This is a genomic window from Gilliamella sp. WF3-4 (genome assembly GCF_001690275.1).
Taxonomy (GTDB): domain Bacteria; phylum Pseudomonadota; class Gammaproteobacteria; order Enterobacterales; family Orbaceae; genus Gilliamella; species Gilliamella apicola_C.
The window spans coordinates 140,573-163,353 of sequence record NZ_LZGW01000017.1 but is presented as its reverse complement, the minus strand read 5'-3'; the positions used below and the strand labels follow the sequence as shown (position 1 = coordinate 163,353).

General features: G+C 35.6%; 23 protein-coding genes, 1 pseudogene and 1 riboswitch. Of the genes and pseudogenes, 11 read left to right on the top strand and 13 right to left on the bottom strand.

The annotated features are described in order from the left end of the window. Window positions 1–456: 456 nt before the first annotated feature. Complete coding sequence (locus A9G47_RS04110) at window positions 457–915, top strand: STY0301 family protein (RefSeq protein WP_065642235.1); 459 nt, start codon at window positions 457–459, stop codon at window positions 913–915. 72 nt (window positions 916–987) lie between these two features. On the opposite strand, the gene thiD is transcribed toward A9G47_RS04110, so the two are convergent. The 13 genes and pseudogenes from thiD to A9G47_RS04045 all read right to left on the bottom strand — a co-directional run bounded on the left by thiD (window position 988) and on the right by A9G47_RS04045 (window position 13,007). Continuing rightward, the gene (thiD, locus tag A9G47_RS04105) at window positions 988–1,782 is read right to left on the bottom strand and encodes a bifunctional hydroxymethylpyrimidine kinase/phosphomethylpyrimidine kinase (protein WP_065642234.1); all 795 of its coding nucleotides are present in this window, start codon (window positions 1,780–1,782) and stop codon (window positions 988–990) included. Between the two features lie 10 nt (window positions 1,783–1,792). Then, complete coding sequence (gene thiE, locus A9G47_RS04100; protein WP_065642233.1) at window positions 1,793–2,434, bottom strand: thiamine phosphate synthase; 642 nt, start codon at window positions 2,432–2,434, stop codon at window positions 1,793–1,795. An 8-nt stretch (window positions 2,435–2,442) separates the two neighbouring features. Further along, window positions 2,443–3,231 (bottom strand): hydroxyethylthiazole kinase, encoded by a 789-nt coding sequence (thiM, locus tag A9G47_RS04095; RefSeq protein WP_065642232.1) that lies wholly within the window; start codon window positions 3,229–3,231, stop codon window positions 2,443–2,445. 56 nt (window positions 3,232–3,287) lie between these two features. Continuing rightward, window positions 3,288–3,389: riboswitch (TPP riboswitch) on the bottom strand. A 39-nt stretch (window positions 3,390–3,428) separates the two neighbouring features. Further along, the gene (trkA, locus tag A9G47_RS04090) at window positions 3,429–4,790 is read right to left on the bottom strand and encodes a Trk system potassium transporter TrkA (RefSeq protein WP_065567879.1); all 1,362 of its coding nucleotides are present in this window, start codon (window positions 4,788–4,790) and stop codon (window positions 3,429–3,431) included. 108 nt (window positions 4,791–4,898) lie between these two features. After that, a complete protein-coding gene (gene trpS / locus A9G47_RS04085) occupies window positions 4,899–5,894 on the bottom strand; it encodes a tryptophan--tRNA ligase (RefSeq protein ID WP_065580712.1) in 996 nt (331 codons plus the stop codon). Window positions 5,895–5,917: 23 nt separating this feature from the next. Continuing rightward, window positions 5,918–6,613 carry a phosphoglycolate phosphatase gene (locus tag A9G47_RS04080; RefSeq protein ID WP_065580713.1) on the bottom strand — a complete coding sequence of 232 codons (696 nt, stop codon included), beginning with the start codon at window positions 6,611–6,613 and terminating at the stop codon, window positions 5,918–5,920. After that, window positions 6,606–7,283, bottom strand: a complete 678-nt coding sequence (gene rpe, locus A9G47_RS04075) for a ribulose-phosphate 3-epimerase (RefSeq protein WP_065567876.1) — start codon at window positions 7,281–7,283, stop codon at window positions 6,606–6,608. The genes A9G47_RS04080 and rpe overlap by 8 nt, the downstream gene beginning before the upstream one ends. Before the next feature lie 39 nt (window positions 7,284–7,322). Beyond that, a complete protein-coding gene (locus A9G47_RS04070; protein ID WP_065567875.1) occupies window positions 7,323–8,144 on the bottom strand; it encodes a Dam family site-specific DNA-(adenine-N6)-methyltransferase in 822 nt (273 codons plus the stop codon). A 48-nt stretch (window positions 8,145–8,192) separates the two neighbouring features. Next, the gene (locus A9G47_RS04065; protein WP_065642231.1) at window positions 8,193–8,981 is read right to left on the bottom strand and encodes an SPOR domain-containing protein; all 789 of its coding nucleotides are present in this window, start codon (window positions 8,979–8,981) and stop codon (window positions 8,193–8,195) included. A 67-nt stretch (window positions 8,982–9,048) separates the two neighbouring features. After that, window positions 9,049–9,570 carry a shikimate kinase AroK gene (gene aroK, locus A9G47_RS04060; RefSeq protein WP_065567873.1) on the bottom strand — a complete coding sequence of 174 codons (522 nt, stop codon included), beginning with the start codon at window positions 9,568–9,570 and terminating at the stop codon, window positions 9,049–9,051. A gap of 184 nt (window positions 9,571–9,754) precedes the next feature. Then, window positions 9,755–10,717 carry an arabinose-5-phosphate isomerase GutQ gene (gene gutQ / locus A9G47_RS04055; protein WP_065642230.1) on the bottom strand — a complete coding sequence of 321 codons (963 nt, stop codon included), beginning with the start codon at window positions 10,715–10,717 and terminating at the stop codon, window positions 9,755–9,757. Window positions 10,718–10,937: 220 nt separating this feature from the next. After that, a pseudogene (locus tag A9G47_RS14855) lies at window positions 10,938–11,555 on the bottom strand (LysE family transporter). 9 nt (window positions 11,556–11,564) lie between these two features. After that, the gene (locus A9G47_RS04045) at window positions 11,565–13,007 is read right to left on the bottom strand and encodes an LTA synthase family protein (protein ID WP_065642229.1); all 1,443 of its coding nucleotides are present in this window, start codon (window positions 13,005–13,007) and stop codon (window positions 11,565–11,567) included. 245 nt (window positions 13,008–13,252) lie between these two features. On the opposite strand from A9G47_RS04045, the gene A9G47_RS04040 reads away from it, so the two are divergent. The 10 genes from A9G47_RS04040 (at window position 13,253) to A9G47_RS03995 (ending at window position 22,737) form a co-directional block, all read left to right on the top strand. Beyond that, the gene (locus A9G47_RS04040) at window positions 13,253–13,891 is read left to right on the top strand and encodes a nitroreductase family protein (protein ID WP_065642228.1); all 639 of its coding nucleotides are present in this window, start codon (window positions 13,253–13,255) and stop codon (window positions 13,889–13,891) included. A gap of 17 nt (window positions 13,892–13,908) precedes the next feature. Further along, the gene (locus tag A9G47_RS04035) at window positions 13,909–15,111 is read left to right on the top strand and encodes an FTR1 family iron permease (protein ID WP_065642227.1); all 1,203 of its coding nucleotides are present in this window, start codon (window positions 13,909–13,911) and stop codon (window positions 15,109–15,111) included. Window positions 15,112–15,254: 143 nt separating this feature from the next. Continuing rightward, the gene (locus tag A9G47_RS04030) at window positions 15,255–15,782 is read left to right on the top strand and encodes an iron transporter (RefSeq protein WP_442903230.1); all 528 of its coding nucleotides are present in this window, start codon (window positions 15,255–15,257) and stop codon (window positions 15,780–15,782) included. A 99-nt stretch (window positions 15,783–15,881) separates the two neighbouring features. Further along, window positions 15,882–17,132, top strand: coding sequence for a Fe-S-containing protein (locus A9G47_RS04025; RefSeq protein WP_065642225.1), 1,251 nt, complete (start codon window positions 15,882–15,884; stop codon window positions 17,130–17,132). A gap of 24 nt (window positions 17,133–17,156) precedes the next feature. Further along, window positions 17,157–18,443 carry an ABC transporter permease gene (locus A9G47_RS04020; protein ID WP_065642224.1) on the top strand — a complete coding sequence of 429 codons (1,287 nt, stop codon included), beginning with the start codon at window positions 17,157–17,159 and terminating at the stop codon, window positions 18,441–18,443. 17 nt (window positions 18,444–18,460) lie between these two features. Continuing rightward, complete coding sequence (locus tag A9G47_RS04015; RefSeq protein ID WP_065567865.1) at window positions 18,461–19,603, top strand: ABC transporter permease; 1,143 nt, start codon at window positions 18,461–18,463, stop codon at window positions 19,601–19,603. Between the two features lie 10 nt (window positions 19,604–19,613). After that, complete coding sequence (locus A9G47_RS04010) at window positions 19,614–20,273, top strand: ABC transporter ATP-binding protein (protein WP_065567864.1); 660 nt, start codon at window positions 19,614–19,616, stop codon at window positions 20,271–20,273. Window positions 20,274–20,293: 20 nt separating this feature from the next. After that, window positions 20,294–20,788 (top strand): DUF4418 family protein, encoded by a 495-nt coding sequence (locus A9G47_RS04005; protein ID WP_065567863.1) that lies wholly within the window; start codon window positions 20,294–20,296, stop codon window positions 20,786–20,788. Between the two features lie 72 nt (window positions 20,789–20,860). Then, window positions 20,861–22,072 carry an ABC transporter permease gene (locus A9G47_RS04000; protein ID WP_065642223.1) on the top strand — a complete coding sequence of 404 codons (1,212 nt, stop codon included), beginning with the start codon at window positions 20,861–20,863 and terminating at the stop codon, window positions 22,070–22,072. Then, entirely contained in the window at window positions 22,072–22,737 is a 666-nt protein-coding gene (locus A9G47_RS03995; protein WP_065642222.1) for an ABC transporter ATP-binding protein, read from the top strand. Before A9G47_RS04000 ends, A9G47_RS03995 begins: the two co-directional genes overlap by 1 nt. Window positions 22,738–22,781 lie beyond the last annotated feature (44 nt).

The following is a 22,781-nucleotide window of genomic DNA, read 5'->3' as shown; positions in this document are numbered from 1 at the left end:
AAATCAACTTAATGCTAATCATTTATTTGTTACCATCATTGATAAAAATAATGTGTAGGCTCAATACGTTTGCCAATGGTTAAATTAATTGCCCCTTGCAAATGTTTTATGGCTTCTTCTAGATTGCTACATTGGGGAAATAATACTGCACTTTTGGTAAAGTGTGTACAATCCGTATCGTGGATATTTTTAGTTTGAGTTTTGTATGATAGTGATGAGTCTTATTTTATGGTATAGGGCTTTTTTGGCGATATCTCCGTCATGCTACCTTGCTAAAAACTTACTCCAAAACAGAAATAATAAAAAACTCGTTTAATTTAGATAACATGGTGAAAATAGCTTAATGACTTATAAATAATTATAATTGTTTTTATTTAAGATATTAGCATGATTTTTTGAAATCTTAGAATGCTTTTATCTTTTTATTAATAGGTAATTGTTAGAAGGATAGATAATATGAAAAGGAAAATATTGAGTGTTACTCTAGCTATTATAGCTTGGTTTGGAGCGGTTTTTTTTGTTAATGCCTATCAAATTGATTGTCCACAAAACATCAAGGTTAAAGAAAAAGTTGAAAACAGGCCTAATGGATGGGAGGTTTCTGATGATATAAATAGTTTAACGGTATCGTTTAGTAGCATGATTGTTTATCACGGTAAACCTTCTAGAAAGGTCAGTTTAAAACCAGCAAAAGGATTAGTTGAAGGTAAGAAACATGAGTTAATATGGGAAGTCGATTTTAAAGCTGATGTTGAACCTTATTATGTTAGTTGCTCTTATAATGGCAGTAGAATTGAGCTAATAAAAAAAATTGATTTATCAATGAAAAGTTGTTGGGCTGATTATTTTGAAGATGAACAAGGAAAAAAAGGAACACTTACCTGTAGCACAAGTGAAGCAAAAGATTTGCATTAGTTGAAATATGGGATTTGTTGTTATATGTAATAGCTGACAACTTAAATCCCTTTTAGACTATTTATTGTGCTATCACCACCAACGGTAAAAATGGTGTGTTGGGCCAATTCCGTTACCAATATTTAAATTATCAGCATGGCTAATGGCTCCTTGCAAATAATTTTTAGCCTGCATTACGGCTTCTACTAAATTATATTTGGGTAATAATGCGGTAATTGCTGCAGATAGTGTGCAACCTGTTCCGTGAGTATTTTTAGTTTGAATTCGTGGAGAAGTTATTCTTATTACATTATCTTCGGTTATCAAATAATCAGGGCTTTGACTACCTAACAAATGCCCGCCTTTCATTAAAACCGCTTTGCAACCCAATTTGAGTAATTCATCCCCTTGCTTTTGCATATCATCTTCGTTTTTGGCCTCACCACAATCAAGTAGTGCTGCTGCTTCAGGAATATTAGGAGTAACAATGGTTGCTAAGGGTAATAATAACTCACGAATAGCAGTTATGGCATCAGATTTGAGCAAGGGATGTCCTCCTTTAGCTATCATTACAGTATCTAAGACGATAGCAGGAATAGAATTTGTGCTAAGAAGGTGGTGAACAGCTATAACTATCTCTTTATTCATTAGCATTCCCATTTTTACACTATTAATCTGAATATCTTGATATAGCGTATTGAATTGAGCTGCAACAAATTCAGGGGTAATAGCTAATACCGCATCAACCCCTCGTGTGCTTTGTGCCGTTAATGCAGTGATAACTGACATGCCATAAGCCCCGAGTGCCGAAAAAGTTTTTAAATCGGCTTGAATTCCTGCGCCACCGCTGGGATCTGACCCAGCAATGGTTAATGCAATTGTTGTCATAATGTATACCCTATTTAGCCTTCTTGATTTGAGTAATGAGCGATAACGTCGCTTGCTCAATATCTTGTTTACCACAAATAGCTGAAACCACAGCAACGCCGTCGATACCTGTTTGAATAACGTTAGTCACATTATTTTCATCAATACCGCCAATAGCTACAGCAGGACATTGCTTTAGTTCTATTAGTTCAATTAATTGTTCGGTTCCCAGTGCTACTGCTGCACCTTTTTTCGTTGCTGTTGGAAAGATAGGACCAATACCAATATAATCAACCTTATGCCATGGAACGCTATCAAGTTGCCGTCGATTAGCGATCGAAAATCCTAACCATTTATCTCTGCCAATTAATTGACGAGTAACATCAACAGGAAGATCACTTTGTCCAATATGTACACCATCGGCATCAACGGCTAAAGCAATATCGACATGATCATTAATAAACAGTGGTACGGGCGTTTCATTCAGCGCTTCTTTCAATGCTAATGCGGCATAATACCAATCTTTACCGCTAAACTTATGTTCAGATCTTAACTGTACTGCAGTTGCCCCATTAGAAACAGCAACTTTTGTGGTATTTACCATGCCACTAATACCACCACATAATAATGGATCAAGGATCAAATAAAGCGTTAAATCTAATTGCTTTTTCATCTTGTCCCTTATTGATGTAATGAATTAAATAGAGATAGTTGATCTAGTAATGATACCGCAAAGGTACCTAATCCTTGCTGTTTATTGGCACGTTGACCTGCTTTTTTCATCATAAAACAAGCTGAGGCGGTAGCTGATAAAGGATCTGGTGAATTGGCAATAAAAGCAGCTACCATAGCAGATAGTGCACAGCCTGTTCCTGTTACTTTTGTTAAAGCAATATCCCCACCAGTAATGCTATATAAGATGTTGCCGTTAGTGATATAATCAATATCCCCCGTCATTGCAACAATCGTTTGATATTTTTGTGCAAGTGCTTTGGCTGCATGTACAGCAGATGTCGTTGAGTTTTGACCATCAGGTCCTTTCGATGCTCCATTTTCACCATTTAGTACTAATATTTCTGATGCATTACCGCGTATGACTGTTGGCTTTAATGATAGTAATTGACGTACAATTTCAGTTCGATAATCAAGCGCCCCCCCCACAGCGACAGGATCAAGTACCCATGGAGTTTGTGTTTGCAAAGCTTGGGTTGTTGCTAATAACATACTTTTGGCTGTGCTACTGTTAATGGTGCCAATATTAATCAATAAACTATCCGCAATGGCGACAAATGATTCCACCTCTTGCTTGGCAATAATCATTGCTGGTGATGCGCCAATAGCGAGTAACACATTTGCGGTAAAATTTTGCACGACATCATTTGTAATACAATGCACTAATGGGTTTTGTTGTTTTACATGATGGATAAAAGGCGTTGCTTGTACTAATTGAAATGGCTTATTGTCTAACATATTTATTCCCTGTTATTTTAGAACTAAAATATTGGGAAGAATTTGCCAAATTAAAACTAAGACGGCTTAGACTTCCCTACGCTGGCATGATCCAGATCAGGTTCAACGGGTAAAATCTCAGTTTTTTGTCAAAACAAAAAACACCCCGAGTCAAAATTTACTCATTCATTATGAACTGACTATCAGTTTTTAACAAGCTATTGTAATAACTTTTCAATATCTGTTATTGCCTTTCTATCTGGCAAAAAGATGATTAGATGATCATTATCTTCTATCATCAAATCAGTATTAATAATAATCACATCTTCACCACGAACAACAGCTCCAATTGTTGCGCCTGAAGGTAGTTTTAAGCCATTAATATTTTTACCCACCAGTCTTGATGTATCATTATTGCCTTTGGCAACCACTTCGACAATTTCAGATTCGCCTTGCCTTAGCGAAACGACTTTAACCATACCAGTTTGTCTTACATGACTTAATAGTTCTGAAATGGTGGCATGTTGTGGCGATATTGCGATATCAATCACACTATCATTAATCAATTCAAGGTAGGCTTGGCGTTGAATTAGTACGATCACTTTTTTTGCGCCCATTCTTTTGGCAAGCATAGATGACATGATATTGGATTCATCGTCACCAGTGACTGCAATAAAAAGATCGGTAAGTTCGACTTGCTCTTGTGAAAGTAATTCTTGATCGGATGACTCACCATGCAACACTGTGGTATTAACCAGTTGCTCGGCAATGAGTTCGGCTCGCTCAGCATTGCGTTCAATTAACTTGACTTGGTAATCATTTTCCAAACGCTTTGCTAAAGCGACAGCAACACTACCACCACCACTAATAATGATTCGCTTATAAGGTTTTTCTAATCGTTGTAGTTCACTGGTTACAGCTTTGATATTAACTGGTGGCGTAATAAAATACACCATATCTCCCGCTTCAACCAAGGTTGAGCCAAGCGGACGAATAAAGCGGTTTTTACGATAAATAGCAACCACTCGCGCTTCAACATGAGGTAAATGTTCTTTGAGCTCGGATAATTCACTGCCAACTAAAGCACCGCCATAATAAGCCGTTACCGCCACTAGACACACTCGGTTATCATAAAAAGAAGCAAATTGCAATGAGCCAGGGTATTGAACTAATTGACTTATATGATTAGTGATAAGATTTTCTGGGGCAATAATATGATCGATATTAATACAGTCTTTATTGAAAAAAGGATAATTTTCATCATTATATTCAGGCGCTCTAATGCGAGCCACTTTTTGTGGAATACTAAATAAGACATGACCAATTTGGCAGGCCATCATATTGACTTCATCAGAGTTAGTTACAGCAACAAGCATATCGGCCGATTCAGCGCCAGCACTTTCTAATACCTGAGGATAGGATGATTTTCCACAAATTACCTGTAAATCAAAACGCTCTTGTAGCGATTGCAATCTATCATGATCTTCATCCACCACAGTAACATCGTTTTGTTTTTCGGTAACAAGATATTCCGCAAGTGCACTACCTGTTTGTCCTGCACCAAGAATAATAATCTTCATAACTAGCCTATATATTTAGATGGCTTTAACCATTATCCATTTACTTAGTATATTAAAGCCATTGCATATCATTCATTTTTTAGTCGCAATCTGTTATTGATTTTGCAATTATACAAACCCGATTGCATCATAGACTTTTTTCAACGTTGGCTCGGCTTTTGAACGTGCTTTCTCAGCCCCATCTTGCATGATTGAAAATAGATAATGCTCATCGTCACGATACTCACGATATTTAGCTTGCAAGGTAGTTAGCATGTCAATGACTTGCGTTGCAACTTCTGTTTTGAGGTGACCATACATTTTACCTTCAAACTCTTTTTCAAGCTCGGCAATAGGTTTACCTGTCACACCAGTTAAAATATCAAGTAGATTTGAAACACCAGCTTTATTTTTAAGATCATAGCGTACTACAGGTGGTTCATCAGAATCAGTCATCGCACGTTTAATTTTCTTCTCAATGTCTTTTGGATTTTCGAGTAACCCAATCACATTATTACGGTTTTCATCTGATTTAGACATTTTCTTAGCCGGCTCCTGCAATGACATAACGCGCGCACCAACCTTGGCAATAAAAGGTTCAGGAACAGTAAAAATATCACCATAAAGCGCATTAAAACGCATAGCAATATCACGGCATAGTTCAAGATGCTGTTTTTGATCATCACCAACAGGAACTAAGTTTGCTTGATAGAGTAAAATATCAGCAGCCATAAGCACAGGATAATCAAATAGCCCTGCATTGATATTTTCTGAATGGCGTGATGACTTATCCTTAAATTGCGTCATACGGCTGAGTTCACCAAAATAGGTGTAGCAATTTAAAGCCCAGCCTAACTCTGCATGTGCAGGCACATGCGATTGTACAAAAATAGTGCTTTTTTGTGGATCGATACCACAAGCTAAATAAAGCGCTAGTGTATCTAATGTGGCTTTACGTAATTTGTTTGGATCTTGACGTACGGTAATTGCATGCTGATTAACAATACAATAAACGCAATCATATTCGTTTTGCAAAGACACCCAATTTTTTAAAGCACCTAAGTAGTTGCCAAGTGTTAGTTCCCCTGATGGCTGAGCGCCACTAAATACAATCGGTTTACTCATAATTTATTCCTAATTTATACTCATTATTTTTTTGCATCAGTTTTTGGCTGAGGTAGAATTGTTAATATATCTTTAAAATCGTCAAATAAAAAATCGGGATTGCTAGTAGCAATTGAAACGCCATAGTTATAGCCATAGCTTAAGGCAACAGTTGGGCAGTTGGCATTTTGCGCAGCAGTGATATCGTTTTTCGAATCACCAACAAAAAGTAACTGATCGCTAAACAATCCAAATTTCGCCATTACTTGATACAAAGGCGCTGGGTGTGGTTTTAATTTAATCACATCTCCACCGCCAAGCACTAGCGAAAAGAACTCTTTTATACCTAGTGACGCTAGTAATGCAGGTAAAAATTGGGCTGGCTTATTGGTCACTAATGCAAGTGGATAATGATTATCATAAAGCACTTTTAAAGTTTCTTTAACATTCGGAAACAGCCTAGTTTCGGCATCAATGACTTTATCATAATGTTGGTTAAATAATATCTTGGCTTTGGCGAATAGTTCTTTTGATGGCTCAATACTAATGGCTTTAAAAACACGTTCTAGCATGACATCAATACCATTACCAACGAAATTTTTGATCTGCTCATTGCTGATGGTTGGTAAATTCAACTCCGCTAGCATATTTTGTGTCGCCAATGCTAGCCCTGGTACGCTATCAACTAATGTACCATCTAAATCGAATGCTATCGCTTGAATATTGTCTAGTTTATTCATGTATAACTCCTGCTAGCTCCTTACGCATTGCATCAATAACTGTTTTATAATTAGGCTGATTAAAGATCGCCGAACCAGCAACAAACATATCTGCACCTGCTTTAGCTATTTCAGCAATATTTTCTACTTTTACCCCACCGTCAATTTCTAAACGAATATTTAATCCTGATGCAATTATACGTTGTTTAACTTGTTGTAATTTTTTCAAGGTTGCGGGAATAAAAGATTGCCCCCCAAAGCCAGGATTAACGCTCATCAACAAAATAATATCAATTTTGTCCATGACATAATCTAAATAATCCAGTGGTGTGGCTGGATTTAGTACAATACCTGCCGTACAACCATGATCTTTAATTAATTGTAATGAACGATCTAAATGAATCGTCGCTTCTGGATGAATAGAGATATTAGTAGCACCAGCTTTAGCAAATGAGACTATTAGCTCTTCAACAGGAGATGCCATCAAATGCACATCAATAGGTGCGCTAATGCCATAATCTCGCAGTGCTTTACAAAACATCGCTCCCATTGTTAGATTAGGTACAAAATGGTTATCCATAACATCAAAATGGATAACATCGGCTCCAGCGTCAATGACCTTTTGTGCATCTTCACCAAGGCGCGCAAAATCAGCTGACAATATTGATGGAGCAATAATAAATTTTCTCATAACCTACCTCATGATAACTCATTTTATATTCAAGCCTGATTATGACTTTTTATAGAGCGCTAAAATCTCATCAATTTTTTTACGACCCTCACCTGCACAGCTAATTGAACGACGCATTTCTGCGCGATAAAGCTCGCTTGCTTTGCTATAAAGAGTCATTGTGTAATCAGTATAATGATTAGATACTAGCACGGGTATATTTTTTTTATATGCTATAGTTTCAGCCAATTTCGACAAGTTTTTATGTTCTTCAAATCCAAAAATATTTGAATAATAAGCTGTAAACCCTACTGATTGATTTGGGGATATGTAGGGCGGATCACAATAAATAACCGAATTTCTTTCTGCCTTCTTCATGACCTCATGATAAGGTGCGCAAATAAATTTCGCTTTTTGTGCTTTTTCTGCAAAAAAATAAAGTTCTTTTTCAGGAAAATAAATGGTTTTATAACGCCCAAATGGCACATTAAATAATCCACTATTGTTATAACGACATAGGCCGTTATAACAATGTCGGTTTAAATAAACAAATAATAATGATCTAAAATATCGATCTTTACTATGATTAAATACATCTCTAAGCTGATAAAACGCATCAGGTTGATTATTTTGAGTAGTAAAAAGCAATCTGAGATCACGAATAAATTGATCTGGAGTTGATTGTAACAAGGTATATAGTGAAATTAAGTCTTGATTGATATCCGCTAAAATATAGTTTTCGTAGTTTGTATTTAAAAACACAGAACCAGCTCCGACAAAAGGCTCAATCAATAGATCGCCTTCTGGAAGATACCGTTTGATTGTGTCCACAAGCTCATACTTTCCTCCAGCCCATTTTAAAAAGGCTCGTTGCTTCTTCAACGGATACTCCTATTTGTCGTTGATTGGATAAATAAACGATATTACTTATTATTTTTCTATTTTTTCTTTATTAACAACCGCACCCGATTTAACCCATGGTTTATCTTTTAAGAGTGCTGATGGTAAAGATTTAATAGCTTTACGTGCTTCATTAGCTGATGAATAATCACCTTTTACTAAAATAAACCACGTTCCTGAACTATATTCAGTTTTATATATATGGTAATTAGTTATATTGTTTTGTTTAATAAATTTTTTCAAACCCTCAACTGATTTGGATGCACTTAGCTGAATAACATAATGATCATTACTTATTTTAATTTTTTTTCCTAAATCAGTTTTTTCTTCTTTACGATTAACTGTTTTCTTATCATGATCATTATTATTTTTCTTAGTATTAGTTGATTGTGAAATATTTATATTATTAGAAATACCAGCGTTAGTTCTTCTATTTTGTGTTGTAATAGTATTAGAGTGTCCCTTAACCTCAGAATTTAGATTATCTATTGAGCTTAAACTATCATCTGTATTATCAGAACTTTCAGTTTGAGATCCATTAACAACCGCACCACTTTGTCCATTCGAAATCAAACTGTTAGTTTCTTCTGTTGCCGTAACATCATTAACGGTAGGTGGTGTTAATGCTGTTACTTCATTTTCGCGAGAAGAGTAAAAAATAGTCAAGCCAAGCAATAATAGAAAAATAATGGCTATCGAACCGAAGATAACTAACTTTTTCTTTGGAAAATTTTGAAGAAGGTTTAGCAACTTTAGTGAAGGCGTAGAGTCCTTACTCGGTTGCTCTGAAATATAACGGTCATCTTTATCTACACGCATACTTACTCCTTAACCTATAAAAAGGTTTATTACTTCATTAATAGCTATTACTTCCAAAATAAGTTGCTTAAATCTGTTCTATTTTATCAATAATATAACTGGCAACACCTTTGGCACTTTGTTCATCAGTTTTAATGGTAATATCGGCAATTTCTTCATAAAGAGGTTCACGTTCACCTGCAAGTTCTTCATAAAGCTCACGAGGTGTGTTACCGCCTTGCAGTAATGGACGACGTTTATCTTTTTGTGTTCTTGCCATTTGTTTTTCAATGGTTGTTTCAAGATAAACAACAATTCCACGCGCTGACAATCGATTGCGTGTCTCTTTTGATAAGACAGAACCACCACCAGTTGCCAGAACTACGCCCTGTTTTTCAGTCAATTCGTTAATGACTTTCTCTTCTCTGGCACGGAATCCCTCTTCTCCTTCTAGGTCAAAAATCCATGCAATATCGGCTCCAGTACGTTTCTCAATCTCTTGATCTGAGTCAAAAAAATCCATGCCTAACTGTTGCGCAATTTGTCGGCCTATTGTGCTTTTTCCTGCCCCCATAGGGCCAATTAGAAAGATATTTCGCTTTTCTGCCATTGTAGTTTCATCATCTATTAATTTTGGTTAAAATATACAACACAACATCAATTTGAATTGATTAAAAATCATGCAAAATTCAATTGTGTAACTTTTTCTTTGATCTCCGTCTAACGACAAAAATTTAGGTCGGTAATTATCTCAATAGATAGTACCTTTTGGCAATAGGTATTTATTAATAGTTTTAGCTAATACCAGCTTGATGCAAATCATGAATGTTTAAAGCACCGACTAATTCACCCTCATTGTTAACGACTGGTGCAGCGGTAATATTATGATCATTAAAGGATTTTAATGCTTCAACCGCTTTCCAATTATCAGGGATAAGGTATCCAGGGCTAGTCATAACATCCAAAATACTATCTTGTAATGTACCATTTTTCAATAATAACCGACGTAAATCGCCATCGGTAAATACTCCAATTATTTTATTATTATTCTGACAGATTGCAACTAAACCTACACCTGTTCGACTTAATTCTAGCATAGCCTCAAGAACCGTTGCTGTTTGTGGAACTTTAGGTATTCGATCGCCTGTTCGCATCACATCTCTGACATGATTAAGTAATTTAGCACCTAAACTACCTGCTGGGTGGGAACGAGCAAAATCTTCTTCTCTAAAACCTCGAGCTCGCATTACAGCAATCGCCAGCGCATCACCCATCAATAATGTGTTGGTTGAGCTTGATGTTGGCGCTAATCCCATTGGGCAGGCTTCTTTTTCTATCGAAATATTTAAAACAGCTTGAGCTGATTTAGCCAATGGTGAATCAACTCCGCCAGTAATTGCAATTACAGGTACATTCATTGCAGCGAGGATAGGCAGAATAATATTAAATTCTTTTGCCCGTCCGGAATAAGAGATTAAAATAGCCACATCATTGGCTGTTACCATGCCTAAATCGCCATGCAATGCTTCCGAAGGATGCATAAAAAAAGCGGGGCTGCCCGTGCTTGCTAACGATGCAGCAATTTTTTTTCCAATATGTCCTGATTTTCCAATACCTGAAACAACAACCTTACCTTTGGTGGTTAAGATAAGCTGGCATGCATTAATAAAATCTTTACCAAGCCGGTTAGGTAACTTTTCCGCTTCTTGTAACTCTAGTTCAAGAACTTCTCGACCATATTGTAATAATTTATCCATTTTCAATTAGCCTGTCGAATAAAAAAATCAGTGTCCGGTGAATGTATAATCGGTAAATAAAAGCAATCGATTATAAAAGTTATAATTGTTATCAGTTTAACAATTAACGAGCGAATATTCAAAAAAGAAAGTCTTTTTGTCAAAACCTTTCAGGTAAACAGGTGGTTGAAAGTAAATATGAGTTCATAACATTAGAGTAACTTAAAGTCCGAAAGCAACTTTAAGCAACTATTACGCCTAATGTAATTAAAATGTTACCGAATAATTTATCGAAAATAGATTGAATTTTAAAATAACGCCATTGTATTGTTTGATTTTGAAAAACAAACACCACAAAAGGCCACCAAAAAAAGGCTTCAATCCAAATGATAAATGCAATGATAAGTTTATCAATCATTGATGATTCAGCATCAAGCATTTGCGTAAAAATTGCCAGAAAAAATAACGTTGCTTTAGGGTTAAGTAGATTACATAAAAAACCTTGCATAAAAGCCAATTTTGCTGAAATTAGCTGCTTAGTTGGTTGGTTGTTTGCCAACTAAGCAAGTGGTCGCATTATGGGCAAATAATGCTTTAAAGCCAAGCCATATAAGGTAAGTGGCACCAGTATAGCGTAGCGTGTTATAGAGCAATGGAATGGTGCCAATCAGCACCGCAAGACCGGCAACGCAATAGCTAATATGAATCAAAATAGCCGTGATCACATCTAAACAAGTAAATAACGCTGTTTTTCGGCGATAATTTAAGCTGTTTTTAACACTAAAAAGAAATCAGACCCAGGCGAAATCATCCCTAAAAAACTGGTCGAGCCAACTAAAAGCAATGTATCACCCCCCATTTTCGGCACCTATTTAAATACCTGTGCTGAATTATTGATCGTTGCGATATTGGCTTTATTTTTTTCAATAAACTGTTTTTTATCAAAATTAGGGGCAGATAAATAGTCAGTTAGAAATTTGCCATTACTTGCAACTTGTGCCCCATTTAAAATTAAACGAGGCAAATCAATTTGGTAAATGGTTTGATCGGGTGTTTTTTGTAGATCTTGTATACTTGCGTTAGTTAATAGATAAAGCTTGCGCTCTTTTTGTGAAAGGCGATTAATGGTTGGCGTGCCAGATCCCATCATTAAATGATCTGGGAAAATATAAAATACAGTATTTTCTAATACCCCTTCATCTTTTAATTGTTGAATAAATAACCCTAAATTATGATCTAATGAAGCAGCAACAAAAGACATATTATCTGGTTTGGGTGAAATAATTGATTTCATTCTTTCGTCATCAAAACCATTTGGAGCATGAGTTGAAACGGTTGATACAAATAAGGCAAATGGTTGGTTATTTTGACGCATTTGTGTAATCTGTTTTTGCGCAACATCAAAAATATCTTTGTCATATAATCCAAATGGTGCTGCTGGGTATTGCCCAACGTAATTTTTTTCCGAAATGACTTGCATACCCAAAAGCTCAGCAGTATGCCCAATACCAGCAAAATCAGGGCTAGGCATCACATAACGGATTTGATATCCAGCTTGTTTTAGCACATCACCCAAACTAACTAAGTTTGTTTGGTTTGCACGCATTAATGGGGATGTTGTGTAACCGCCAATTAAAAATGGCATGCCTGTCATATAAGTATACATGGAAGCAGTCGTCCAAGTGCTTCCAGGGCTCATTGGCATATTGGTAAAAAAAGTATAATCTTGGCGAAGATGCCGTAAATTAGGTGTAATATCTTCAAAGTCGAGAAAACCTTGTTCAAACGATTCTAATGATAACACAATAATATTTTTACCTTGTTGACTAACAAGCTGGTTTTTATTGGTGTAATTAGTCATGTTGAGTGATTGCAATGCTTGCTCAAATGGTTCGCGCGGAGCACTAGTAACCTGATATATTTCATATAACCGGCTTAATGGTCCATTGTGGTAACTAATTGAAAATATAGCGATAACAGCGAGTAACGCACGAGGCAATAATCGGCATTTCCCTTTACACCAATTAGCGAGTTTTAATAGTAAAAAAATGAAAGAAAAAAAGACTACAATGACCAAAACTGCTTGCAATTTAAAAATAAATAGCCCTTCTATAATATCATTTATATTTAAATTCACATAAAACTGATAATCAATAAATCCACCACTAAAGTAGATAGAAGTTAGCTCCATTACAATAAAAATCGTTAATAAAGTTACGATTAAAAATTGCCATTTTTTCTTTTTAAAGAGCGAGGCAAAAACAATTGTGATAATAAAAAGAGGTAAAACAATGAATGTCGATAATGGCATAAGATTTGTTACTCAATTTCTCAAAAATCAATTTTGCTAAAGTATATACTCAATACATAAAAAAATAAAAATATCGGTTAATGCTGTTTAATTTATCACATTATCTTCATAGCCTAACTTGAAAAGTGCTAATGGCAAAAGCAGACTTTTCATATATCAAATGATAATTATTAGCATTTGATGTTGATAATTGAAACCGTTAGCAATAAGATATCGCCAATAATGTCAAATAATTAGGTATTACTATGTCGTGTTATGTACGAAAATTAGCTTTAATTCTATTATCATCGTTGATTCCTTTCGCGTTATGTTATGCCGATATTTCATTACCTAAGCCACAAATAAAAGATGGAATGAGCTTATTTGAAAGCTTAAAAAAACGTGCTTCAACATCTGGTGGCGGGTTTCCTACTGGTAAGATTTCTGATGAGGAACTTTCACAAGTGCTTTGGGCAGCAAGTGGGTTGAACCGAGGTAAAACAGGATGGACAGTACCAATGGTTAAAGGTAAGCCTCCTTATGTACGAATTTATATTGCTGGTGAAAAAGGCACTTTTTTATATGAGTGGGAAGGTCATTATTTAAGAGAAATTAATAATAAAGATATTCGCGCCGACATTGGTTTGCAAAATTTTACTAAGCGAGCCGCCTATTCATTAATTTTTGTGTCAGATGCTAATGTATTGGCTGATATAAATCCCGAAGAAAGTGCTCACTTTAATTATACTGCTGTTGGCGCAATGAGTCAGAATGCTTATTTAGCTGCGGCAGCATTGAAATTAAATGCTCGTTATATTCATTCCATCAAGTCAGATGCCATAATTCAAGCACTAGAATTGCCTGAAGATCGCAAGCCTCTTGGTATGCTGATATTAGGAAAATAAAAGGCAATTAAATAATTATGAAAAAATATTTAACACTGGTTTTATTATTTATTGCAAGCTTAATTGCTTTTGCGCCAACCTCTTATGCACAAGCAAAAAAGTATGAAAGTTGGAATGCCATTGTTGATGAAATGGATGAAATTTTAAATGATGCTTATGATATCTATTTCATGACAGATGCTGAACGTGCAAAAGCCCGCGTTAATGAAGCTTATTTTGGCTTTTATGAAAAACATGGTGTTGAGCGTGCTGTTATGTCTTATATTTCGGGCAAACGAGGCACTGATACTGAATACCAATTTGCTAAAATTAAACGATTAATGACAAATGGTGCTCCCAATAAAGTTGTTCGAGCAGAAATTGACACTATTTTAAAAATGTTGCATCAAGATGCTAACGAATTGGATGGTAAAAAAGAGAGTGGCTGGCGTGTTTTATTCGCATCGTTTATTATCATCTTTCGAGAAGGTCTTGAAGCTATTTTAGTGATTGCAGCAATATCAGCTTATTTAGTGCGTTCTGGTAATATTGCTATGCTCAAGGTGGTATATATGAGCGCAGTTGTTGCAGTTTTTGCCAGTATTTTAGCTGCTATTGCCCTTTATACTGTGTTTGATATCAGTGGTGCAAATCAAGAAATTATTGAAGGCGTCGCTATGCTTTTGGCAACGATAGTGTTATTTTTTATTAGTAATTGGATGTTTTCAAAGGCAGAAGCTGAGGTTTGGAAGAGTTATGTTGAAGGAAAAGTACAAACTGCTGTTTCATCTGGTAGTTGTTTAGCTTTAGGTTTCGCTGCTTTTCTAGCTGTTTTTCGGGAAGGAGCAGAAACAATCTTATTTTATCAAGCCATGATTACTGAAGCTAAAGAACACATACATATGGTTTGGTATGGACTTGTGATAGGAACGATTGTTCTTGCAATTATTTTTGTTGTTATTCGTTTTGGTACTATGAAGTTACCAATCAGACCTTTCTTTATAGGCACGAGTATTTTGATGTATATCATGGCGATAGCTTTTGCTGGAGGTGGAGTAAAAGAACTCCAAGAAGCAGATATTATTACTGTTACGCCTGTTGATTTTGTGCACTCTATTGAAGTATTAGGTATTTACCCAACAATCGAAACTTTATTACCACAAGTTGTTATGGTATTTATTGTGTTAGTGTCAGTTATGTATTACAAATTTCAATGCAACCATAAAAATAAAAAATGGTAAGCATGACTAATATTATTTAATTCAAACCATTTGGAATGTATGGTTAGAATATTGCATAAATATTATGAAAATAAAAAGTAGTCAAAAACAACGTGAAGGAGTTTTCAATGAAAAAATTAGTTTTATCAGCGAGTATTGCCTCAATGCTTGCTTTATCTTCATTTGTTCACGCAGCGGCGCCAACACCAGGTGAACAAAAAGGATTTGAGGAGTTTCCAATTGGTGATGAAGTCACTGTTGGCCCATTACACATTGGTGCTGTTTATTTTCAACCAGTGGATATGGAGCCAGCTAGTATGGGGGGGCTTCCTGCATCAAAATCAGATATGCATATTGAAGCGGATATCTCAGCTGCTGAAGGTAATAATTTAGGTTATGGTGTCGGTGATTTTGTACCTTATTTAACCGTTAAATATAAAATTCAAAAACAAGGCAGTGATAAAGCTATCGAAGGTAACTTTATGCCAATGAATGCATCGGATGGTCCTCATTATGGTAATAATATTAAGCTTGACGGTGCTGGTAAATATAAAGTTACATTTATTATTGAAAATCCAGAAAAGCAAGGTTATTTGTTACACGTAGATAAAGAAACAGGTGTCGAGGGGCGTTTTTGGAAAAAGCCAATCGAAGTTTCTTGGGACTTTGATTATATCCCGCGTGCATGGTAATTATTAGAAAAAACTAAGTATAATTATATTTAATAATTGATCATCAGTTATGGTGAGCTTGTGCTCACCAATAACATTTGGAATAGCTAGGCAATAAATATGCTTCAATATCTTATTAATATTACCGATAATACTTTCGTTCCTGTAATGATGATGGCACTATTAAGTGCAGCGATTGTAAAATCAACCTTTCCTTATGGTAAAAAGAATATTTTGTTCGGTTTTATATTGGGATTGATAGCATCATTGATTTATGCCATTTTAAAACGTAATACTGGCTTCGCGGTTCGTGAGTTTTATGATCTTGGAGTAATTACGCTTTGGGTTATAATTGCTATACCACTAATGGCTAGCATTTACTTACAAAAAACTATTGATAACTGCGTTGGCATAATCTTATTTTCACTCCTATTTACGCTTGGTATCGGCTCGATAAGTGCCCAGTTCTTACCCAATTTAATACTCTATCCATTCGAATTTTCAGTCGGGATGGATTCTATATTTAATAATGATTACTTGTTTAAATGGGTTGGTTATAGTTTTTCTTTGCTTGTTGTTTTGCTAACAGGATTATTTATTTACCGCGTCTGCGATCGCTTATCTGCTAAATTTGTTTTTGTCATTACTTCACTGTCTATCATTATTTTCACTATCCAAAACAGTATTAATATTCTACAAATTCTAATTGTTAGGCGCTTTATTTCATCACAACCATGGATGATGGAATTAGTCATTTTTATCCTTAGCCATGTTAATTGCTTCACTTTTATTTTTATGGCAATTGTGCTTGGTTTAGCTTTAATCTTGTTCATAAAGTCAAAAACCACCTCATTAGTAGGCAGCAACCCTGCTCAAATTCGCAAACTTAAAGCGCAATTGTGCAACGATAGAAGAAATGCGCTATTGATTATGGCAGGTTCGGCGATAACCGCTTATACCGTAACGCGTGCTCGTTATATTTTTGAAAAAGGAGTAGAACTTACACCAGCAGAACCAATATCGCCTAATAGTGATGGATTAATTGTTATTTCTCTTGATAAAGTCAATGATGGTAATTTACATCGTTATGGCTACCAAGCAACCGATGGTACCTTAGTTCGCTTTATTATCATAAAAAAAAGCGATAATGCTTATGGTGTTGGATTTGATGCTTGTGATATTTGTGGAGCAAGTGGTTATTACCAACGGGGTGATCAAGTGGTTTGTATTTTATGTGATGTAGTGATGAATATTGCCACAATTGGATTTCCTGGTGGTTGTAATCCTGTACCACTTAAATATGAAATTATTGATGGTAACATGGTGATCCGTCCTGCTAATCTTGAAGCAGAAAAAAGTCGTTTTAAATAAAAACGTATTAAAAGGAATTGGATAATGTTTAGCAGAATGTTAATAAGCGTGTTAGTTCGCCAAAAAAAGAAAGTCTTGCTTATTGCTTTAACTATCGCTTTAGGTGTTTCGCTTGCTACTGCTATGTTAAATGTAATGTTTGATGTTGGCGATAAAGTTAATCAAGAATTAAAAGCTTATGGTGCTAATTTAAACATTGTTCCTCGTGGTAATGCCATTATTAATGAAATGTATCAACTCGACAATAATGGTAGGCAACAGACATTACAATATATTAAGCAAGAAGATCTTGTGAAAATTAAAATGATTTTTTGGGCTTACAATATTGTTGATTTTGCGCCTTTTTTAACAACTCAAGCTATTTTTAACGATAAACCTGTTACAGTAGTTGGAACTTGGTTTAATAAACACCTTAATATACCGACAGGTGATCAAGTTGATACAGGTATATTAGCCATGAAGTCATGGTGGGCAATTGAAGGTAACACTATAACAGATGATAATATACAAGCCGTTATGGTAGGGGAATCTATTGCTAAACAGTGGAATTTAGAGCTAGGAGACTCAATCGATATCGTCTCACCTCAAACAAATAAAAAGATCACATTGAAAATTAATAATATTTTTCATAGTGGTGGAATTGAAGATACGCAGCTTTTTGTTTCGTTACCTGTGGCACAAGATCTTGCTAATAAAAAAGGATTGGTTGAACGAGTTGAAGTCAGCGCATTAACCACACCTGAAAACGAACTTGCCAGAAAAGCAGCACAAGATCCAAATAGCTTATCCAGAACAGAGTGGGATACATGGTATTGCACCGCTTATATCAGCTCAATTGCTTATCAATTGGAAGAGTTAATGCCCAATGTGCGTGTAAAGGCCATTATGCAGGTTGCCGAGTCTGAAGGCTCTATTTTACAAAAAACGCAATTATTAATGTTATTCCTCACTATCTTATCACTAGTTTGTTCTGCTCTAGCTATTTCGAATTTGGTAACAGCCAATGTAATAGAGCGAAGTACCGAAATTGGTTTATTAAAAGCGCTTGGCGCAACCAATACGGCTGTTGCTATGTTAATACTCACTGAAATTTTGATTATTGCCTTACTCGGCGGCATTTTGGGTTATTTTATTGGCCTTGGTTTTGCGCAAATTATAGGTTATACCGTATTTGGTTCATTTGTTGAACCTAAAATGATCATTGTTCCGTTAGTTATAATTATGGTTTGCCTAATCACTTTTTTAGGTAGCTTACCCGCATTACGTATTATGATGTTTTTACGCCCAACCGATGTGTTACATGGCCGATAAGATGAAAGGTAAGTATTATGATCAATAACAATAAACGCTTTATCATTAAAATGGTGCTGAGTTCGCTTATTCGCCGTTGTTCGCGCATCACTATTGCTTTACTTGGTGTTGCCATAGGTGCGACTGTACTGCTTGGTATGATTACACTTTGTTATGATATACCACGGCAAATGGGACAAGAATTCCGTTCTTATGGCGCCAATCTTCTATTATTGCCAACTAATAATCAACCAACTGTGGCAATAGCTGATGTCAATAAAGCGGTAAACCTTCTACCAAAAGATAAATTGCTTGGCGTCACGCCATTTCGTTATGATTTAATTCGTAGCAATCAGCAACCTTATACGATTGTGGGAACAGACTTTAAACAAATTACTAAAACCAGCCCCTATTGGCGTATTGAAGGAACATTACCGCAAAATTCACATGAAATACTTATTGGTACCGATATTGCTAATTTTGCAAAATTAACCGTTGGCAACACTATGCCCATTTTGGGCAAATCAAAACAAGATTCCCGTTTTGATGAAGAACTTAAAATTACGGGTATTGTTAAAACAGGACGGGCAGAAGATGGTTTTATCTTTATTGACTTGCATGCGCTAGAACAACTACTTGAAGAAAACGAACAAGCTGAAGTTATTGAAGTCAGTATTACTGCAACAGAATCTGAGTTACAACACTACATTGAAGTCATTAAAAACCAAATGACAACACTTGAGCCTCATTTAATTAAATGGGTAATAAAATCGGAATCTTCGGTATTAGGTAAACTATCTTCATTACTTTACTTAGTTACTTTTATCGTGCTGATACTTACCATGATTTGTGTTGCTACCACCATGATGACAGTGGTTATGGAGCGCCGTCAAGAAATTGGTCTTAAAAAAGCAATAGGCGCAAATAATATAAGTATTGCCAAAGAGTTTTTAGCTGAAGGATTAGTTTTAGGTGTCGTAGGAGGAATTATAGGTGCTATTTGCGGGCTTATTTTTGCTCAAATCATAAGCAGTAGTGTGTTTGGGCGCTCCGTTATTATTGAGTTTTATTTAATCCCAACCACGATTATTATTTCAACGATAGTAACAGTCATTGCATGTTTAATTCCAGTAAAACGTGCACTTGAAATAGAGCCTGCGTTAGTGTTGCGTGGCGAATAGGATATAAAGTATGAATATACTCGAAGTAAACAATGTGTCTAAGATTTATGGTTCGCTCCATGCGCTGTCTGAAGTGAATCTAACGGTTGAAGAAGGCAAATGGTTATCAATTATGGGACCATCAGGCAGTGGTAAAACCACTTTGATGAATATCATTGGTTGCATGGATAAGCCTTCATTGGGCTCAGTCATTTTGGATGGGCAAGATATTACTCAACTTTCTTTGCCCGAATTGACCGAAATTCGCCGAGATAAGATAGGACTAATATTTCAACAATTTCACTTAGTATCATATTTAACTGCTTTAGAAAATGTGATGGTTGCACAATATTATCACAGCATGGTTGATGAAAAAGAAGCTATGCAAGCATTAGAACGAGTTGGGCTTGCTGCACGAGCTAAACACTTACCAAGGCAGCTATCAGGCGGTGAACAGCAGCGTGTATGTATTGCCAGAGCATTGATTAATTACCCCAAATTAATTTTGGCCGATGAGCCAACTGGTAATCTAGATGAAAGTAATGAAACGATGGTCATGAATTTACTGCATCAGCTACACGAAGAAGGTAGCACAATAATAGTCGTTACTCACTCTCCAGAAGTGTCAAAACATGCTCAAACTACAGTAGTACTTGAGCACGGCAAAATTGCGCGTGTTATAAACAACTAATCAACAATGGGTTGTCGTATATGAAAAATCGTATTATTTCGTCAAGTATTTTTATCGTTATTGGTGTGTTAATTATTTTATTTCCATTATATATATTGCCAGTTTGTCCACCGCCTGAAGCTGTAACCACACCGATTGATACAATGAGTAGCACTAGTAGTGAGCTTGCGCATAGTGGGCACATGCATGCTAGTACAGGAAAAATCATGAAATGTTTTTGGACAGCCAGAGCTGAAATCGGTATTGGTTGTTTAGTGATAACTATTGGCACATTGCTATTAATTAGCAGTACTGCCTTTGTTCGCATGGGATTAAGTATGGCACTTGCCTGTATTTCGTTATTAGCCATAGCAATTCCAACCATTTTAATTGGCGTTTGCTCTAACGAAATGATGCGATGTAATATGGGGGCAAAACCAGCCTTAGTGTTATTATCTAGTTTATTATTTATTATTGCTATCATTAACACTTATTATTTAAATAAAAAGACTAAAAATCGACAATTTAACTTTTAAAGGCTAAACGCTTATTTATCTTTATTCGGCATAAAAAAAGATACTTTTTAATTACACCAGCAGGAAGTTAACATGCAAGAAAAACCGATCACTATGGCAAATTTAGCGTGGCGCAATATACAGCGACGACCATTTCGCAGTTGCTGTTTGATTATCATTATCATGCTTTTTTCTGCAACACTGTTTGGTGGTAGCGTGCTAATGAAAAACCTTAGCTTGGGTATTACTGGCATGGCTAATCGGTTAGGAGCTGATATTCTTATTGTCCCCCATGGTTATGAAAAAAATTTAGAAGTTGCCTTATTGCGTGGTGAACCGAGTAGTTTTTATTTAAAAGTTGATTTGATCGATAAGATAAAAGCAATCAAAGGCATCAATGCGATTTCGCCACAACTGTTTATTGCATCGCTAAATGCAGGTTGTTGTTCATCTAAAGTCCAATTAATTGGTTTTGATCAGCATAGTGATTTTGTGATTAAACCTTGGTTGCAATCACAACTCTCAGCGCCTCTTACTGACAATCAAGTCGTTGTCGGTTCAAAAATTAGTGCTAATGTAGGTAGTGAAATCATGTTTTTTAATCACCCATTTAAAATCGCTGCAAAAATGGATAGTACCGGTATGGGCTTCGACACGTCAGTATTTATGACCATGCAAGCAGCGCAATCATTAATGAAAGAAGCTAAGTTAATTGAGGGCGATATTGACCATTTTGCAGATTATGCTTCGTCAATTTTTATCAAAGTTAATTCTGATTATCAGTCTAAAGACATTGTTAATCAAATTATGCCTAAATATGCTATTGACTATAATATTGACTTTATCATGACTAAAGGCATGTTAAGCAATATATCTAAATGGTTAACCAGCTTTTCAACTATTGTTTATAGTCTATCGGCTATTTTTTGGATTCTGGCAATTATTGTGATCTTTGTTATTTTTTCATCTTCACTTAATGAACGAAAACGCGAAATCAGTTTATTACGAATATTAGGCGCTTCACGCCGTGATCTAGTCAAAATGTTGTTACGAGAATCTCTAATAATCAGTGCATTAGGTGGCATTGCCGGCATCGTAATCGCAACAGTGTTACTCTATGCATTTAGCCTATTAATTTGTCAATCAATCGGTTTGCCGTGTATGAATATTTCATTATTTGATGCACTATTATATGCAATAATAGTTTTTATTCTTACGTTAATCATTGCCCCGTTATCAAGTACCTATAGTGCATTATCTATGACTAAATTTGATACTTACAGTACGCTTAGAGAGGGCGAATAATGTTACTAAATGTTAAAAATCTACGTAAAGATTATTACCGTGGCAAAAAAACCTTTTCAGCAGTAAATAATGTCAGTTTTTCAATGAAAAAAAATGACTTTATTTGCATTATGGGTAAATCGGGTAGCGGTAAAACAACATTACTCAACATGATTGCAGGATTACTCACACCAACACAAGGCAAAATCACCATTAATGAAACCAACTTATTTGAACTTAATGATCAACAGGTATCGGCATTTCGCAATCAACATATTGGTTATATTCCACAAGGTAGTAGTTTACTCCCTAATTTAACCGCACTAGATAATATCCGCTTGCCTTTCTATTTAACTAAGCGTTCCAATGATAACAGCCTAAGTTACGCACAAAGCCTACTTAAAAAAGCTAAAATAAGTTATTTACAAGATGCTTATCCCGCCAATATGTCTGGTGGTGAAATGCGGAGAGTTGCTATTTTACGTGCATTAATTTGTCGTCCACAAATCATTATAGCTGACGAACCAACCAGTGATCTTGATGACGAAAGCTCGGCGGATATCATGCAACTATTAACCGAAATTAACCAGCAAGGCACAGCCTTATTAATTGTCACCCATGATAATGATGTAGCTAGTTATAGCCAAACAATTTTGAAAATGTCGGCTGGAAAATTTATTGATTAAATAAGTCGATTAACACAACGCTAAGTCAAAATGGGGGAATTTAA